The sequence below is a fragment of the Endothiovibrio diazotrophicus genome, from assembly GCF_054657215.1.
Map to the genome: position 1 here is coordinate 1 of NZ_BAAHXB010000045.1, position 16,493 is coordinate 16,493.

Consider the following 16,493-nt stretch of genomic DNA (forward strand, 5'->3'; position numbering starts at 1 on the left):
CCTTGGACGCTCTGCGTCCTGGTAGTGGCGAAGTCGTGGTGCCTTTGTTTGACGCGACGCGGAGCGTCGAAAAGGGGACGTTCCCACGCGGAGCGTGGGAACGAGAGCGGAGGCAGCGGGGGTTCTCTGGTTACGACGCTCTGCGTCGTAACCCGGTACCTTGGATGCTCTGCGTCCTGATAGTGGCGAAGTCGTGGTGCCCTTGTTTGACACGACGCGGAGCGTCGAAGAGGGGACGTTCCCACGCGGAGCGTGGGAACGAGAGCAGCGGAGCGTGGGAACGAGGATGGGGGGCTACTCCTGGCGAGGGGCGTCGCCGCTCTCACCGCTCGGCGACAGGATCTCCATCAGCCCGCCCAACTGGGCGTCGAAGTCGAGGCCACTCTGGAACAGTTCGAGGGTCTCATCGACCGCCGAGGTGAGCAGTTCCTGCAACTCCTCCTCCTGGCTCTCCGACAGCCCCATCGAGTACATCCGGCCGATCACCCGCTCGTTGAGCTGATGGAGGATCACCGTGGTCTCCGCCTGCTGGTCGCGATACTGGTCGCGCAGGGCGCCGATGGCCTTTTCCGCGGCGACGGCGGTGGCGTGCAGCCGGCGGGTGCGCTCCTCGATCTCGGCGCTGCGGATCAGCGCCAACGCGCTCGATTCGCACCCCTCGGCGATCAGCGCGAGGTGGTCTCGGAGCCGGCCGCAACGCTCCTCGTCCTCGATGGGCATGTTTCTCACCAGCAGCGATACGTGGGGGTAGTTGACCACCATCTGCCGGCGGAACTGGAAGATGCGGTCGAGTTTTCGCACCTGGGCGAACACCGACTCTTCGAGCGGTGAGGCGTGGCCGGCGTCAACGAAGGTGAGGCACTCGCCGGGCGGACGCAACTGGAGATGGGCCGTCAGGCCATACTCCGCGGCCGCCGCGATGGTCAGCGCCGCCAGCGCCTCCATGTCCTTGCAGCTCAGGCTGTTGCGCATGTAGTGGAGCGAGGTGCCGCTCTCCCCCATGTTGGCGAGGAATCCCATGGCGAGCTGCTGCACGGAGTCCTTCTCCGTCTGCAGCCGCTTGCGGTCGGAGACCAGCTTGACCATCGACTGCACCTTGCGGACGACCTCCTCCGCCGCGCCGGGTTTGGTGACGAAGTCGTCGCCGCCGCAGTCGTAGGCCTGCAGGCGCTCCTCCAGGGTGTCGTGGGAGGAGACGAAGATGACCGCCGGCTGCTCCTCCGGCGAGACCCAGATCTCCATCGCCCGCAGACGACGGCAGGTCTCGTAGCCGTCCAGGCCGGGCATGTTGATATCGAGCAGCACCACCTCGGGGCGGAAATCGGCCATCCGGGCGAGCGCCGCCTCGCCGGACGCCACGTTGACCACCTCGAAGGTGTCTTGCAACGTGATCTCCAGCGGGCCGCTGGAGATGATGTCGTCATCGACGATCATGACGCGGTGCTCGAAAGTCTCATTCATCATTTCCGTTCTCCTCTCTCAGAACGCCTCTTTCGCGTCCCACTGCGCCTTGATCCCGAGAATCTCGGGAAGGATGGATTGAAATGCCGCCAGCAGCCGCGGATCGAAATGGCTGGCGGCGCCCTCGGCCATCGTCGCCATGGTTCGCTCGATCGGCCACGCCTCCTTGTAGGGACGCTTCATGGTGAGGGCGTCGAAGACGTCGGCGATGGCGACGATGCGCGCGCACTCCGGGATCGCCTTGCCGGAGAGACCGCTGGGGTAGCCGCTGCCGTCCCATTTCTCGTGGTGACGCAGCGCCACTTCGGCGGCGATCTTGAATACCGGTGCATCGCTTTGACTGAGGATGTCGTAGCCGATGGTGGTATGGCTCTTCATCAACGTCCATTCGTCGGCATCCAGCTTGCCGGGCTTGCGCAGGATGGCACCGGGGATGCCGATCTTGCCGGTGTCGTGCATCGGGGCCGCGGCTTCCAGGGTGCGGCACGCCTCTTCGGGCCAGCCGCTCGCGGCGGCCAACGCCCGGGTGTAGGCCGCCATACGCCAGATGTGGACCCCGGTGTCGGTATCGTTGTAGTGACCGGCGGTGCCCAGCATGCTGAGGGCGTCGTGGTAGCTCCGCTCCAGTCGGCTGGCCTTCACCAGCGACAGGTGGTTGCGCACCCGGGCCTGCACGATGGGCGGGGAGAGCGGCTTGGTGATGTAGTCCACCGCCCCCGCGGCGAAGCCCTCGGCCTCTTCGCCCACCTCGGTGAGGCTGGTGACGAAGATGACCGGTATGTGCTCGGTCGCCGGATGGCGCTTGAGATGGGTGCAGACCTGGTAGCCGTCCATGTCCGGCATCTGGATGTCCAGCAGGATCAGGCTGGGTTTTACCCGGGCGGCCACCTCGATGGCCTCGATGCCTCCGGTGGCGAACGTCAGGCGGTAGGTGCCTTCGAGCATGTGGCGCAGGGCGGCGAGATTGTGGGGTTCGTCGTCGACTATCAGGATCGGGCCGGTGGGCATGCCTACTCCTCCAGCGGGATGTCGAGCTCGGCGGCCAGCTCGCGGATCCCCTCCTTCACCTCGGAGAAGCGAAACCGCGCCAGGGCCTTTTCGATCGATGCCAGGCGGCCGCTCGGCAGGTGGCGGGAGAGTCGATCGAGCGGCGGCTCCACCGCCGACGGGTCGTGCGCGGCGACGCCGGCCAGCGCCTCGGCGATCAGCGGGGCGATCGCCTCGCGGTCGGCTTCTTCCGCGCGCGGGGCCTTCTCCTCGTCGTCCCGCGCCGGGAGGTAGGCGTCGATGGCCTGACAGGTGGCGGCGAATTCGTTGCGCAGCATCTCCAGCTCCGCCTCCCGGCACGCGCCCTGTTTGATGGCGGCATCGGCCGCACCGGCCGCGGAGGCCAGCCTTTCGAGGCCGAGATTGGCGGCGGAGCCGCGCAGCTTGTGGATCAGTTCGCCGAGCGGCCCGTCTTCTGCGGCGGGCTCGTCCAGCACGCCGGCCGATGGGCGGTACTGTTCGAGAAACAGGTGCAGGTAACGGTGGTAGGTGTCGCCCGACTTGAAGACGGCGAGTCCGAACGCTTCGTTCAGCATGCGGCCACTGTCCGGCGTCGGCGTCGGCGTCGGCGTCGGGGACGGGGACGGTGGCGGCGGGGTCCCCTGCGTGGCGGGACGCTCCAGGGGATCCCTTCCGATGAGCGAGCGGATCTGCGATACCGCGCTATCGACCACGAAGGGCTTGGGGATGAAGTCGGACATTCCCGCGGCGAGGGCGCTCTCCTGTTGCTCCTTCAGGGCGCCTGCGGTGATGGCGACGATCGGTAACCCGGCCAGTTGCGGGATATTGCGGATACGGCGGGTCGCCTCCAGCCCGTCCATCACCGGCATATGCACGTCCATCAACACCAGGTCGGCCGTCGTCGGGTGCCGGCGCAGCCAGTCGATGGCGCTCTGTCCGTCCGCCGCGGTGTGGATCTCGGCGCCCTCGTTGCGGAAGATGAGTTCGGCCACCTCGCGGTTGATCTCGCTGTCATCGACGATCAGCATCCGCAGACCGCTCAGTCGTGCCGGACCGGTGGGCGGCGGCGGGTGGGCGATGGTGCGGTCGAGGCGTCTTTTCTGCGCGCTGCGCACCGCGTTGTGGAGCGCCGACGGTCCCAGCGGCTTGCTGAGGATGGCGTCGACCCGTTCCGAACCCGGCAGGGAACGGATCTCCTCCACGCCGTGGGCGGTGATCATGAACAGGATCGGCAGGCGGGGGCGGGGCAGCAGATCGGTCAGGGCGAGCACGACCTCCAGACCGTCCATGTCGGGCATCAACCAGTCGATGAGCAGGACGGTCCGCGAGGTCTGCAGCGAATCGTCGCACAGGATGCGCTCGACGAGGTCGCGGCCGCCGCCGAAGAGTTCCGCGTTCCAGCCGATGGAGCGGATGGTGGCGCCCAGACCGTGCAGGCTGACCGGGCTGTCGTCCACCACCAGCACCTTGCGATCCGGCGTCTCCTTCACCAGGCGGGACGGGTCCTCCTGGCAGGGCAGCTCGATGGAGAAGTGGAACGTGCTCCCTTGTCCCGGCTTGCTGGAGACGGAGAGCTCGCCGCCCATCAGCGATACCAGGTGACGGGTGATGGCGAGCCCCAGTCCGGTTCCCCCGAAGCGGCGGGTGGTGGTGGCGTCCGCCTGGGTGAAGGCGTTGAATATGCGCCCCTGGGCCTCGTGGTCCAGGCCGATCCCGGTGTCCAGCACGGAGAAGCGCAATCTGGCGTTCCCGTTGCGCTTCTCGAGCAACTCGATCTTGACCTCGACGAAGCCGGAGTCGGTGAACTTGATCGCGTTGCTGGTCAGGTTGACCAATACTTGGCCGATGCGCAGCGCGTCGCCCACCAGGAGACCGGAGTCGAACGGCGGCGGGGTGATGATCAGGTCCAGCCCCTTGCCGGTTGCGGCGGTCATCATGATGGTCGACAGGTTGTCCAGCACGTCGGCGAGATGGAAGGGTTCCTTGTCGATCTGCAGCTTGCCCGCCTCCAGCTTGGACAGGTCGAGGATGTCGTTGAGGATGGCCAGCAGCGACTCCCCCGAGGTGTAGATCTTGCGGGCGAGATCGGCCGCGGCGTCCGGCAGATCGATCTGTTTCAGCATGTAGGCGAGGCCGAGCACCGCATTCATCGGCGTGCGGATCTCGTGGCTCATGTTGGCGAGGAATTCGCTCTTGGTCTGCGCCAGATGCTGCGCCTCCTGGCGGGCCTGCTCGAGTTCTGCGGTGCGTTCCGCCACGCGGCTCTCCAGCGCCTCGTTGTGGCGCTTGAGTTTCCGTTCGAGCGCCTTGCGTTCCGACACGTCGCGAACGATGGCGGTGAACGTGGTGCCGCCTTCGGTGACGGTCCGGGAGATGTTGATCTCCGCGGGGAACTCGCCGCCGTCCTTGCGTCTTCCCACGAAATCGATCGCCTGTCGGTCGCGCGCCGCTCTGCATACGGAGCCGCCATCGGCTACCGCGTCCACATAACGCTGATGCACGGCGGCGAAGCGCATCGGCAGCAGGAGGTTGAGATCGGCGCCCAGCACCTCGTCGGCGGTGTAACCGAACGTCTTCTCCGCACCGCGGTTGAACAGGACGATGCGGGAGTCGGGGTCGATCGATACGATGGCGTCGGTGGCGTTGTCGAGGATGTTCTTGTACTGGGCGGTGGTGATCCTTTCGTTGCGGCGGTTGTTCGCCTCCTCCAGCTCCCGCGCCAGCGCCGGGCCCAGCCGGGCGAGGTTGTCCTTGAGCAGGTAGTCGTTGGCGCCCTGCTCCATGGCCCGTGCGCCGACATCGTCCTGGACGGTCCCCGAAACCAGAAAGAAGGGGACGTGTTCGCTCCACTCGCGCACGATCTTCAGCGCCTTGAAACCGTCGAATCCCGGCAGGCAGTGGTCGGAGAACACCGCCTGCCAGTTGCCCTCGTTCAACGCATCGCGCAGTTCGGCCTCATTCTGAACCCGGCGGTGCTCCACCGAGAAGCCCGCGTCGAGCAGAGAGTAAATCAGGATCATCTCATCGTCAGCGGAGTCCTCGATGAGCAGCAGGCGGAGGGGGGGAGATGCGGCGGCGTCCATGGTGGCGGGTACTCAGTTCGACGGCGCGGTTTCGTTGAGCAGCATCCAGTACATCCCGAGTCCGCGCGCCGCTTCGGTGAACTGGTCGAAGTCCACGGGTTTGCGCACGTAGCTGTTCGCGCCGAGGTCGTAGCTCTCCAAGAGGTCCCGGTCCTCGTTCGAGGTGGTGAGGATCACCACCGGGAGTCGCCGGGTGGACGGATCGGCGCGGATCCGTTTGAGGACTTCCAGGCCGCCCACCTTGGGCATGTTGAGGTCGAGGAGGATCAGCGCCGGCCGTTCGTCGGGGTCACGGTCCGCGTAGCGCCCCTGCCGGAACAGGTAGGCGAGCGCCTCGCTCCCGTCCGCCACGTGATCAACGTGGTTGCAGATGTTGGCCTCTTTCAGGGCGTGCAGGGTGAGCAGGGCATCGTCGGGGTCGTCTTCGACGAGGAGGATGGTGGTGCTGGTGGTCATCGTGGTCTCCATCACATGTACGTTGCGTGGCGGCCGGCGATCGCGTTCCGTCGCGGGCCTCAAGGATCAACCGTGAACCAGAAACTCGCCCCTTGGCCGACGGCGCCTTCGGCGCGCACGGTACCGCCGTGCTTGCTGATGACCCGCATGACCGTGGCGAGTCCGATGCCCGAGCCGGGGAACTCCGCGGGCGTGTGAAGGCGCTGGAAGGCGATGAAGAGCTTGTCGGCGTAGTCCATGTCGAAGCCCGCGCCGTTGTCACGGACATAGAACTCGGGCGTTCCGTCGCGCGGCTCACGACCGAATTCGATCCGTGCCCCGGGGGTGTTGGCGGTGAATTTCCAGGCGTTGCCGATCAGGTTCTCCAGCGCGATGCCCAGCAGCCGGGGGTCGGCCTCGATCTCCAGGCCGGGCTCGATCACCACGTCCACCTCCCGCTCCGGTGACGCCTCTCTAAGCCTGGCCACCGTTTCGCCGGCCATCGCGCTCAGGTCGACAGGCTGCCGACTCACCTCGGAGCGGGTGATGCGCGACAGCAGCAGCATCTCGTCGATCAGCACGCTCATGCGCTGTGCGGCTGCCCGCATTCGATCGAGCAGGTCGCGCCCCTCTTCGTTGAGCTTGTCCGCGTGGTGCTTCAACAGGAGTTTTCCGAAGCCGTCCACCGAACGCAGCGGCGCGCGGAGGTCGTGGGATACCGAGTAGGAGAAGGATTCGAGTTCCCGGGTGCTGGCCTCCAGTTGCCGGTTGCTGTGGTCCGCTTCCGCCAGGGCGCTCTCGAGGGCGGCGGCGTGTTGGTGGGCTTCGGTCACGTCGCGGATGACCGCGATCAGTTGACGTTCGTCGTTGGTGACGACGGAATTCAGCGCGACCGAGACGGGAAACTCGCCGCCGTCCGCACGGCGCGCGAAGAGCTCCCCCTGGCCCATCTGACGGGGACGGGGGTGGTTCAGATAGCCGCCGCGGTGGGCGACGTGGTCGGTGCGGTACCGTTCGGGGATCAGCGTCTCGACGCGCTTGCCGAGGATCTCGTCGCGGGTGTAGCCGAACAGCGTCTCGACCTGCTTGTTGACGACCATGATGTGCCCGTCGGCGTCGGTGACGATGGTGGCGTCGGGGGAGGATTCGAGCAGCGCGTGGAACTGGCTTTCACGCCGGGCGAGGCTGGCCATGGCCGTGCGGCGGCGATGGGCGAGGGTGGTGAAACTGAAGCTGAACAGGGCGAAAAGAGCGGCCAGGAAGACGACCGATGTCGAATAGCGGTTGGCAATTCCGCTCTTCAACTCGTTCACTCGGGCTGCGGGAATCTCCACGATCAGATACCACTTCAGGCCGGGGTTGACCAGCCGAACTCCGCTTGCTTCGGTGGCGGGTGTGAGGCGGTTGATGGCCAGGATGTCGCCGTTTTCGCGGACTTCGACGGTATCGGAGTCGGTCGTTTGTTTCGCTGCATTCCATGCGCTCGGGTAGCGATCTCCCAGGGTGGCGATTTTACGATCGGGATACATGAAGCCCCATTCCAGCTCCGGGTCGGGACCGATGATCCATGCGCCGTCCTGGTTGGTCAGCCACAGGTTGATGTCGTGCTGTCTGCCGATATCTTTCAAACGTCTGATCAGTTCATTGCCGTGGTAGTTGATCACCACCCCCCCCTTGAACGAACCGTCGTCGCTACGTATCCGACCGGCGAAACGAATGGTTGGTTGAAACGGTTGTTCGATCCGGCCGTGTTCCATATTGAGGTCCAGCGGAGAGATATATATCTCGTCGTCGGTCAGCGTCAGCAGATTGCGGAAATAGTAGCGGCCGGACTTGTCTTGCAGGTCTGCGGTCGGGATGGTGCGGGTGCCGTCCGGACGGTTGTCGATGCGGACCACCTCCCTTCCGTTCTCATCGAGATAGCGGAGCTGATAAAGCACTTCCCTGCGTGTCCTCATCAGGCTATTGAACAGCCCGTCCAGGGCGGCCCGGTCCGCGGGCGAGCCGGTCTCCAGCAGGCGTGCGAGAACCGGGTTGTCCCGCGCGAAGAGGAGGTCGCGTTCCACATGATGCAGACGGTGGCGGAAGACGGCGAGCCCCTCGTGCAGGGCGGCGATCAGGCGCAGATCCATCGCCTCGTCCATCTCCCGGCTGGCTTTCTCGTGGTGAAACCAGAAGCCGGCGGACATCGGGACGACCAGGGTCACCCACATCAGGAGACCGGTGTAGAGGGGAGGGAGAGTATCGAGTTTCCGGAGGATCTTCGGCATCGGAATGTGGATTGTTTTCCGTTTCGTTGTGTCTGACGTCCGTCTGGAGAGCGGGCCACCCTACGATATTTCCTGGCGCTCTTCCTGCTGACGACCGATTTCCCGCACGACCGATGTCCTGTTCGTTTTCGACTACGCTTGGTGCAGTTGTTCGAAGGAACGCGGCACCGTTGCCGTACGACGGTGGACGGCTGTTTGTTCCCCGGTTTTTGTATATTCCGTTTCGCTCGGGTCGCGCGGTGGAGAGACGGGGAACGAGGCTCTCTGAAACATTCTTAAACCATATACCGCGGGCGCGTTTCTTCTGTAAATTCTTTGTAAATGCGTGAAGGCGATTCCCTGTTGTTTTTGTGGAATGTGTCGCCGGCCGCACGCTCGATACCTCGTCCGCTCAAGGGAACTGAAAACGTGCGAATCGCCATCCTGGAGGACAATCCGATCGTCGCCGAATTGATCGCGGTGACACTGACCCGGGCCGGTTGGGACAGCCGGCGCTTCACCACGGTGGTGGAGATGGTCGCGGCGTTGCGGGACGACGCCTTCGACCTGCTGATTCTCGATTGGTCCCTGCCGGATGGTGAGGCGGACCGCATCATTCGACTGGTGCGCGAAGAGCTGGCGTTGAAGACGCCGATCCTGATCGAAAGCGCCAACGGCGACGAGCGGCAGATCGTCCATGCACTGGAGCTCGGGGCCGACGACTACGTGGTGAAGCCGCTGCGTATTGCGGAACTCATGGCGCGTATCGGCTCGGTTCTGCGCAGGAGCAGCCCGGAGGCGTTCAGCGTTCTCGATTTCGCGGAGTTCCAGATCGATGAGAAGGACTGCGAGATCCGTTTCGCGGGCGAGCCTCTGAAATTGACTGCCATGGAGTACGCGTTGGCGTGTTACCTGTTCAGGCATCCGAACGAACTGCTTTCCCGGGATCGGCTGCTGGAGGAGGTCTGGGGGCGCAGCGCCACGGTCGATACGCGGACGGTCGATGCCCATGTCAGCCGATTGCGCAAGAAGTTGCGTCTCGACGAGGCGGAGGGGGTGACGATCACCACCCTGAGGGGTTTCGGTTACCGGCTGGAACTGCCGGGCCAGCCGGGCGGGATCCAACGCTCCGTTCGGTAAACGAAAAGGGCCGCGACGTCCCCGTCGCGGCCCTTTCGCGTTCGAACGGTGCGCTGAATCAGGCGGCCTTGGCGGCGGCGCCCTTCTTCATCTCCTCCTGGAAGGTCTGGCTCATCTGCGCGGTGTCGACGTTGTGCAGGTTGCCGCCCGCCTCGAAGTGCTCGATGAAGAGGTTGCCGATGGTGCGGGTGGCCAGGTTGGAGAGCCCCGCCATGCCGGCCAGACCCACCGCCAGGCCGACGCCGGGCATCGATTTGAAGAAGCTGGTGACCACGCCCGCGGTCACCGCCCACGGCGCCGCGCCGCCGATGATGGCACTGAGGAGGGTGCGGATCCAGCTCTGCGAGAAGGGCACGCCGTAGAGCTTGGAGAGGCTCGCCACCATCCCCACCTGGGTGCCGGAGATGCCCACCACGTCGGCGATCGGCACCGGCACCAGGCCGAAGGCGGAGGACCAGGCGGCGTACTTGGAAACGATCATGTTGGCCTCGTGGCGGCGCATCAGCGGCGTCATGCCGGCGGGCGCGGCCTGGGTCACGGTCTCGACAGTCTCTACGGGTTCAACGGTTTCGGTGGTAGCGGTCACGGTTTCATCCCCTTTATTGGTGGTTGGTGCCGTCGTCTCGGACGGGGCGGTGGCCGTCGCGACCGCCGCGGGTGGTTGGGTCGATTCGGCGGCCGCCTCGGTCGGGGCCGCCGGCTTGCGCGGCGTGGCGCGCTGCTTCTTCACCGCCGGGGGGGCCGGTTCGGTTACCGGCGTCGGCGCCTCTTCGGTCTTCGCCTCGCCCGGTCGGTGGGTGCGGCGTAGTTTGGGAAGTCGTTTGCTCACAATCCATTTTCCGACAACAGGTCGTCGGCCTCCTTGGCGAATTGGACGATGTCGGCCGCCGCCGCGCCGTTGGGCTGATACCAGCCCGGCGTCTTGCCGGCCAACGCGGCCTCACTATAGGCGACTCGCGCCGCCAGTTCCACTTCCAGCGGACGAAAACCGTCCACCTCCATCTGCGCTGGCATGCGGCAGACGGCCAGCGTGTTCTTGCCGCTGTCCCCCTTATCATAGTGACGAACGAGGTGACCTTCGACGTCACGCCTGGCGCCCGATGCGTGGTTCGCCCGGTATGGGGCGGACCGGATTTCACGGTGGAATGGTGGTGGACGCACCGCCGCGGCGCTATTTCGGATCGCCGCCCGCCGTTCCTCATCGCCGAGATCTATAAGCCACTATGGGCGATCCCTTATATCGCCTATATGGCGCTTATGGCTGGGTGGTTGTTTTTTAAAAAAACCTTTTAAATCAATTACAAAAAAGTTGGCAAAGGAATTGCTTTGCCTATCTCGCGCATTGACGGGTGGAGAGATGAACGGGAGGCGGTGAGGTGAAGGGTCGCCACATCGCGGGGCTTCCCCGGGGGACGCTGCAGTTGAAGGTCCCGCTCGCGCCGCCCGTCGAGAGCACGCCACCCGCGAAGGTTTCGCGGACGAACGTGACAGGTACAGGAGGTTCGGGGCGGTCCGCCCCGTGGGTGAATCGCCAACGGGTGGTGACCGCTCCTCGGCCTGATCCTACAGAGTTACTTGAACGGCGATACGCCGATTGGGAGATAGACATGAAACGAACCAAACTGAGTGTGGTGATTGCGTCGATCCTCTTCTCCACCGCCAGCCTGGCGGTGGAGATGAACGGGGTGCCGGGCAACGTCCAGGAGACCCTGAACGGGTTGGGCGGCGGCGACTCGGGTCTCAACTTCCGCTTCGGCAACGACGGCTCGGTGACCGTCGAGACCCCCGACTCGTCGCAGCGCTTCTACCCGGTGCTGCCCGATCCGAACGCGGACCAGTCGTCGATCGGCGGCGACTTCTCCGCCAATCCCGACGGCAGCGTCACTTTCGGCGGTCAGGGTGGCAATTCGGTGATGTACGTGCCGGTGGAGCAGGACGGCCTCTCCTACCCCAGCTTCCCGCAGGACTTCACCCCGCCGGACGGCGCCGAGATCCCCTCCAACGTCGCGCTGCCCGCCGGCTTCGTCGCCCCGGGGAACGTGAACGTCAACCAGGACAACATCCCGCCGCTGAACGTCTCCAGCTTCCTGGAGGGGTTGGGTGTCGACGGCGTCGAGGTCGGGGAGGACGGCTCGGTCACCATCGGCGGCCAGCAGTTCCAGCCCTACTTCGGCTTCACCGGCGAGATCGGCGTGCCCCCGGCGGGCGCCAACCCCGAGGTCCAGGTGGGCGAGGACGGCACCGTCACCTTCCCCGACGGCTCGATGTACGTCCCCACCGACGGTCAGGGCTCCGGCGGGCACCAGGGACTGCCGCCGGACATCCCGTTCACCGAGAACGAGGACGGGACGATCACCATCCAGGCCGGCGACGTGCCCGAAGGAATGCAGCTGCCCCCCGGCGCCGTCGAGAACGAGGACGGCTCGATCACCCTGCCGCAGCCGCCGACCTTCACCGACGCCTTCCCCGGCCAGGACCCGGAGTTCCTCGGCGCGACCGAAAACAGCGACGGCACCTTCACCCTGAGCGACGGCACGGTGGTCGATGCACCGCCGATCGTCGGCGACGGCTTCCAGATCGATCCCACCACCGGCGGGCCCCGGAACGGCAACGGCCAGGCGCTGGAGTTCGATCCGGACAGCGGCCTGCCGATCGATCCGGAGACCGGCGAGACCTTCATCCCCGGTCAGCGCGGCCAGGGCGGGCCCACCGGCGCCGGGCAGCTCGAAACCGATCCCGAGACCGGCTTCCCCATCGACCCCTCCACCGGCGAACCCTTTGACCCGATGACCGGTCAGGGCTTCAACAGCGACACCGGCAACTTCCAGCCGCCGGCGCCCGGCGACGCGATCGGCCCCGGCAGCGGCATGTCGCCGGATGGCCAGATGCCGGCGGACGGCGGGATGCCTTCGGATGGTCAGACACCTCCCGACGGTGGGACTCCTCCCGATGGCGGGACCCCTCCCGACGGTGGGCCCCCTCCCGACGGTGGGACTCCTCCCGATGGCGGGACCCCTCCCGACGGTGGGACCCCTCCCGACGGTGGGACTCCTCCCGATGGCGGGACCCCTCCCGACGGTGGGACCCCTCCCGACGGTGGGACTCCTCCCGATGGCGGGACCCCGTCGGACGATGGCACCTCATCGGATGACGGAACGTCGGCTGAGAATTACTAGGAGCCTGTCGGACTATGGGGGATCGAGCCGCGGGAGTGGGAGGACGGCGCCAATTTTTCGAAAATTTGAGGAGAATAGCGAACTATTTGACGAAAATTTTCGGAAAAGGGCAGGGCCGTCGTCCCGCTTTCGCGGCCGATTCATCCATAGTCTGACAGGCTCCTAGGGCCGAATAGACGGGAGTGGAACGGCCCGCCGGAATACGGCGGGCCGTTTGCGTTCCGGGCATGGACCACTGGTGCGATGTTGGAAAATGGCGGAGACGGGCGTATCCGAGCGGAATTCGAGTCCGTTCACGACCAGAGGATGGGGATGGGGTAGTCACGGAGTTTCCCATCGTGGGTGACCAGAACCAGCGCCTCTTCCAGGGCCTGCGCCGCAAGTAGCCAGTCGAAGGGGGCGCGATGGTGGTGGGGGAGTCGGGCGAACCGCTCGACGTGGCTCATGCGGATCTCCAGCGGGGTGAAGCCGCACTGTTCAACGGCGCTGGAGATGGGGGCGGGGAGGCGTAGTTTGCCCAGGGATTGCTTGATCGCGCACTCCCAGGCGGTGGCGACGCTGACGTGGACCGTATTGGCGGGATCGCTGATGGCGTCGACGACCGGTGGCGGTAGACGTTGCGGTTCGGCGAGCCACCAGAGCAGGGCGTGGGTGTCGAGCAGGAGCTTCAATCGAAGCTCCCTTCGAAGGACTCCAGCAGGTCTTCGGGGAGCGGGGCGTCGAAGTCGTCGGCGATCCACACCTGACCGGCCCACGGACCCGCCTCCCGCGGCGTCCCGGGTTCGTTGATCGGGACCAGCCGTGCCTTCGGTTTGCCCGCCTTGGCGATGATGATCTCCTCACCCTGCGCAGCCTGTTCCACCAGATGGGAGAGGTGGGTCTTCGCCTCGTAGAGGTTGACGGTCTGGGTCATGGGAAGGGACTCCGGATTCGATACCATCGACGGTAGTGCCCGCTGTTCAATTGGTCAAGTTGGTCTATCTTCGATTCCTGCACATGGGTGTAGAGTGTGCCGGCAGAGGCCGGTGCGCCTCCTGTCGTCGGCACACCCTACCCGCTTTTCGTCGCCCGGGAGGCGGCCGTCCATGGTCCTGTGAATGTCGAGCGAATGAGTTTCCTGATCGATCTTCGTCCCGTTCTTCGATTCCCGCAGCTTGATGGGGTTGTGGTGGTAGAGGCGGCGTTCGACCGGCACGCATTCAGCGATGCCGAGTTCAAGCGTCACAGCGTCGCCCTGCCCGACTCGGTGGCCGGGGCGGTGGCGAAGCGCAAGGCCGAGTTCCTCGCCGGGCGGCTCTGTGCCCGTCGTGCGCTGGTGCTGAGCGGTTTCGAGGAGACCGCGGTCGCGGTGGGCGAGGGGCGGGCACCGCGTTGGCCGGCGGGCGCGGTGGGGTCGATCACCCACACCGAGGGGGTGGCGGCGGCGGTGGTGGCGCGGGGCGATGCGTTCGCCGGGCTGGGTATCGATTACGAGCGGGTCGTCCCACCGCAGACCGCCGACGAGGTGGCGGCGATGATCCTCACCGTGGGGGATCGGCGGTTTCCGCCCGCGCTGCCGGGTTGGTCGGCGGAGCGTTTTTTCACCACCATCTTCTCCCTCAAGGAGAGCCTGTTCAAGGCGCTCTACCCGCGGGTGGGTCGCTTCTTCGATTTCCAGGCGGCGGAGCTGTGCGCGTTGGCGGAAGAGGAGGCGGTGCTGCGGCTGCTCGAGCCGCTGTCGGCGGAGTTCCCGCGGGGGCGCGAGTTCCGTGCGTTCCATTATTATTCGGAGGGGATGGTGCGGACGCTGGTCTCCGTACCGCTGGGAGAACCGGGGGAGGGGTGATGAAGAAGAAAGTGAGCGCGCCGGCTGCCGGGAGTTCCTGATTGTGAAATCGCGGGGTGGTTGGTCTCATGGGATTCGAGGGTTTATGGAAAATGTAGTCTAAAGCCCGTCCAACAAGCGACTGACATTGGCAAGCAATCCCAGTGTTTCCTGAGATCTATCGGTGCACAATGAGAGTGAAATCGCGGAGCTCGCAACCTCAGTTTGGCTTCTAGCGCGTCGGATCTCAATTTCCTCTGACAGCATATTAACGGTGCTCGAATCGTCGTCGAATTTGTCCAGAGTGACCGATTGTTCGGATATTCGTTGAGTATGTTCTTTCAGTGCATGGTTGAGTTGAATTGACTCTTCAGTGTGTGGTGAAAGATAACGTTGGCGTACGTTCTTTGATGCAGTGTCGTGCCAAACCAACAGAGTCTCCTGCTGGAGATTTTGTATATGGGTGTTGTAGCGTTCAACCAACCAACGAATTTCGGTGATATGCTCAAGTTGATTTTTAAGCCAGATGGATTCTTTCATCGGATTTGTCAGAAGCTGTAAGTTTCCATTTGATTCGCCGTGCGCAAGTGATTAGATCGCTCATTGATATTGCGAATACAATCAGCTACTAAGCCAACGGCAATTTCGGTATGCTGGTCTGCGTATATAAGTTGGGTTCTCGCTTGATAAGCGAAATTGCTTGACTGGATGGCCAGCTGTTGCATGTCCTCCGCAATCGAGATCTCTTCTCTCGCCCGCGCTACTGCTTCCTCGCTCAAGCGAACTCCTCGAAAAGCTTCTTCGTATCCACGTTCTGCAGCTGCAAGGGCTTCGTGGGAGGAGAGAACTGCTTGACACGCTTGTTCATGGGCTGTTTGGCATGTCGTTACCGCTTGAGTACATTCGGCAACTCGCGCTTCGGCTCTCCTCCTGTCTTGCTTCGCAGCAGCTAACTCCTCTTGCGCGATCCGGAGAAGGTCGTGACAAGCGTTCACTTTGCTTTGGGCTCTATCTACTTCCGCTTGATAAGGGGCCGTATCGATAGGGCGATATATCACATTGCCATTGCGATCACGCCCGGCCGGTTCCTTTTGGCATCGGGCCCATTCCAGTGTGTTTTCCGCGTGCCGGAGCCCATCTTCCGCTCGGAGAAGATTCAGTTGCGCTTCGCTGACCCGGGCCTGCGCGAGTTCGTCCCGGCGAATGGCTTGCTGGAGCCAATGGCGTGCGGATTGTAGTTCAGACTGCCAGAACGCCAATTTTCCCTCCGCTCGAACACTCTCCTGTTTAGAACGTGCGTGAAGATCGGTCGATGCGTTGATCGCCTCCTCGGATCTGCCGAGTATGTCGCTAGCCTGAGTCAGTTGCTTGTCGGCTCTCTCGAGGTCCTCTAACGCCAAGTTCATCGCGGTTGAGGCTTTTTGCATCGTCCGGTCAGCAACCTCCTCCGCCTGACGTTGATGCGCGTCTAAGTCGTTCATATATTCTCGTTGACGCCGTGACCACAATTCCAGTTCACGCCCCAGCTGCTCCATCACGCGAAGCAGGATGGCGGGGTCAATCGGAGACACGGATATTGTCCGACTCTATGAGTTTTTCCAATCGCTCCGTCAGAAATGTCAACAACTGACCCGTTTCGTCGAGATATGAGTGGAACCATTGGGCGGTTCTCTCAAATGACTGGTTGAAGTTCTCGGCCGACTGGCCGCCTAGAGTCTGTTGCAATGAAAAGAAATATCTGGTTACCTCTTCGAAGTTTACGGTCAAGCGGTAGCGATGATCAATCAGGGTCTGACGATATACCTCGAGCCCTTGTCTAAGTTTGCTTTCGTCGAGCATCCATATTACTCCTAAAGGTTATCCATGAAGGAAAGCGCGAATGGCGTGAATTTTTTTCTGCATTACCTCGACGTAGTTAGGAACGATTACGTCGTAGTACTGGCGCATGGTCTGCTCCAGGGGAGACCATCGGCTGTAGTATTCCCGCCCCATCGTGTCGTTCCAATACGGGCTTACATTGGCGTGCGACTGTTGAAGATCATCTACCGAGCTTCTGAGCTCTTGATTGAACTGATCCAGAACTCGCTCAAAGGCTTGGAGTCGCTCTAGCGCTTCGTCCATATTGCTCATAGTTCAC

General features: G+C 63.8%; 17 protein-coding genes. 4 read left to right on the top strand and 13 right to left on the bottom strand.

Annotated elements, in window-relative coordinates:
- Positions 1–294: 294 nt before the first annotated feature.
- Genes ACYQ2W_RS12625 through ACYQ2W_RS12645 form a run of 5 tightly spaced genes read right to left on the bottom strand, consistent with a single transcriptional unit; the run spans position 295 to position 8,257 of the window.
- Positions 295–1,464, bottom strand: a complete 1,170-nt coding sequence (locus tag ACYQ2W_RS12625; protein WP_459867395.1) for a response regulator — start codon at positions 1,462–1,464, stop codon at positions 295–297.
- A 15-nt stretch (positions 1,465–1,479) separates the two neighbouring features.
- Entirely contained in the window at positions 1,480–2,469 is a 990-nt protein-coding gene (locus tag ACYQ2W_RS12630) for a response regulator (RefSeq protein WP_459867398.1), read from the bottom strand.
- 2 nt (positions 2,470–2,471) lie between these two features.
- Positions 2,472–5,552 carry a hybrid sensor histidine kinase/response regulator gene (locus tag ACYQ2W_RS12635; protein WP_459867401.1) on the bottom strand — a complete coding sequence of 1,027 codons (3,081 nt, stop codon included), beginning with the start codon at positions 5,550–5,552 and terminating at the stop codon, positions 2,472–2,474.
- Between the two features lie 12 nt (positions 5,553–5,564).
- Positions 5,565–6,008 (bottom strand): response regulator, encoded by a 444-nt coding sequence (locus ACYQ2W_RS12640; protein WP_459867404.1) that lies wholly within the window; start codon positions 6,006–6,008, stop codon positions 5,565–5,567.
- Positions 6,009–6,067: 59 nt separating this feature from the next.
- Positions 6,068–8,257 carry a PAS domain S-box protein gene (locus tag ACYQ2W_RS12645; RefSeq protein WP_459867407.1) on the bottom strand — a complete coding sequence of 730 codons (2,190 nt, stop codon included), beginning with the start codon at positions 8,255–8,257 and terminating at the stop codon, positions 6,068–6,070.
- A gap of 408 nt (positions 8,258–8,665) precedes the next feature.
- Here ACYQ2W_RS12645 and ACYQ2W_RS12650 point away from each other — a divergent pair, with 408 nt between their 5' ends.
- Entirely contained in the window at positions 8,666–9,376 is a 711-nt protein-coding gene (locus tag ACYQ2W_RS12650) for a response regulator transcription factor (RefSeq protein ID WP_459867410.1), read from the top strand.
- A 58-nt stretch (positions 9,377–9,434) separates the two neighbouring features.
- On the opposite strand, the gene ACYQ2W_RS12655 is transcribed toward ACYQ2W_RS12650, so the two are convergent.
- A complete protein-coding gene (locus ACYQ2W_RS12655) occupies positions 9,435–10,205 on the bottom strand; it encodes a YcjF family protein (RefSeq protein ID WP_459867413.1) in 771 nt (256 codons plus the stop codon).
- Positions 10,202–10,390 (bottom strand): hypothetical protein, encoded by a 189-nt coding sequence (locus ACYQ2W_RS12660; protein WP_459867416.1) that lies wholly within the window; start codon positions 10,388–10,390, stop codon positions 10,202–10,204. The genes ACYQ2W_RS12655 and ACYQ2W_RS12660 overlap by 4 nt, the downstream gene beginning before the upstream one ends.
- A 57-nt stretch (positions 10,391–10,447) precedes the next feature.
- On the opposite strand from ACYQ2W_RS12660, the gene ACYQ2W_RS12665 reads away from it, so the two are divergent.
- Together ACYQ2W_RS12665 and ACYQ2W_RS12670 are read left to right on the top strand one after the other, a co-directional pair.
- A complete protein-coding gene (locus ACYQ2W_RS12665; RefSeq protein ID WP_459867419.1) occupies positions 10,448–10,669 on the top strand; it encodes a hypothetical protein in 222 nt (73 codons plus the stop codon).
- Between the two features lie 314 nt (positions 10,670–10,983).
- On the top strand, positions 10,984–12,552 hold the full coding sequence (locus tag ACYQ2W_RS12670; RefSeq protein ID WP_459867422.1) for a hypothetical protein: 1,569 nt from the start codon (positions 10,984–10,986) through the stop codon (positions 12,550–12,552).
- A gap of 293 nt (positions 12,553–12,845) precedes the next feature.
- Here the strand turns inward: ACYQ2W_RS12670 and ACYQ2W_RS12675 are convergent, their stop codons facing one another.
- Both ACYQ2W_RS12675 and ACYQ2W_RS12680 read right to left on the bottom strand, forming a co-directional pair.
- Positions 12,846–13,223 (bottom strand): type II toxin-antitoxin system VapC family toxin, encoded by a 378-nt coding sequence (locus ACYQ2W_RS12675; protein WP_459867425.1) that lies wholly within the window; start codon positions 13,221–13,223, stop codon positions 12,846–12,848.
- The gene (locus ACYQ2W_RS12680) at positions 13,220–13,465 is read right to left on the bottom strand and encodes a type II toxin-antitoxin system Phd/YefM family antitoxin (RefSeq protein ID WP_459867428.1); all 246 of its coding nucleotides are present in this window, start codon (positions 13,463–13,465) and stop codon (positions 13,220–13,222) included. The genes ACYQ2W_RS12675 and ACYQ2W_RS12680 overlap by 4 nt, the downstream gene beginning before the upstream one ends.
- A gap of 195 nt (positions 13,466–13,660) precedes the next feature.
- On the opposite strand from ACYQ2W_RS12680, the gene ACYQ2W_RS12685 reads away from it, so the two are divergent.
- Positions 13,661–14,377: a 4'-phosphopantetheinyl transferase family protein gene (locus tag ACYQ2W_RS12685; protein WP_459867431.1), complete on the top strand. Its 717-nt coding sequence runs from the start codon at positions 13,661–13,663 to the stop codon at positions 14,375–14,377.
- Positions 14,378–14,476: 99 nt separating this feature from the next.
- Here ACYQ2W_RS12685 and ACYQ2W_RS12690 read toward each other — a convergent pair whose 3' ends face one another.
- The 4 genes from ACYQ2W_RS12690 to ACYQ2W_RS12705 all read right to left on the bottom strand — a co-directional run bounded on the left by ACYQ2W_RS12690 (position 14,477) and on the right by ACYQ2W_RS12705 (position 16,486).
- Complete coding sequence (locus ACYQ2W_RS12690; RefSeq protein WP_459867434.1) at positions 14,477–14,896, bottom strand: hypothetical protein; 420 nt, start codon at positions 14,894–14,896, stop codon at positions 14,477–14,479.
- An 8-nt stretch (positions 14,897–14,904) separates the two neighbouring features.
- Positions 14,905–15,837 (bottom strand): coiled-coil domain-containing protein, encoded by a 933-nt coding sequence (locus tag ACYQ2W_RS12695; RefSeq protein WP_459867437.1) that lies wholly within the window; start codon positions 15,835–15,837, stop codon positions 14,905–14,907.
- A gap of 76 nt (positions 15,838–15,913) precedes the next feature.
- The gene (locus tag ACYQ2W_RS12700) at positions 15,914–16,195 is read right to left on the bottom strand and encodes a hypothetical protein (RefSeq protein ID WP_459867440.1); all 282 of its coding nucleotides are present in this window, start codon (positions 16,193–16,195) and stop codon (positions 15,914–15,916) included.
- An 18-nt stretch (positions 16,196–16,213) separates the two neighbouring features.
- Positions 16,214–16,486: a hypothetical protein gene (locus ACYQ2W_RS12705; RefSeq protein ID WP_459867443.1), complete on the bottom strand. Its 273-nt coding sequence runs from the start codon at positions 16,484–16,486 to the stop codon at positions 16,214–16,216.
- Positions 16,487–16,493 lie beyond the last annotated feature (7 nt).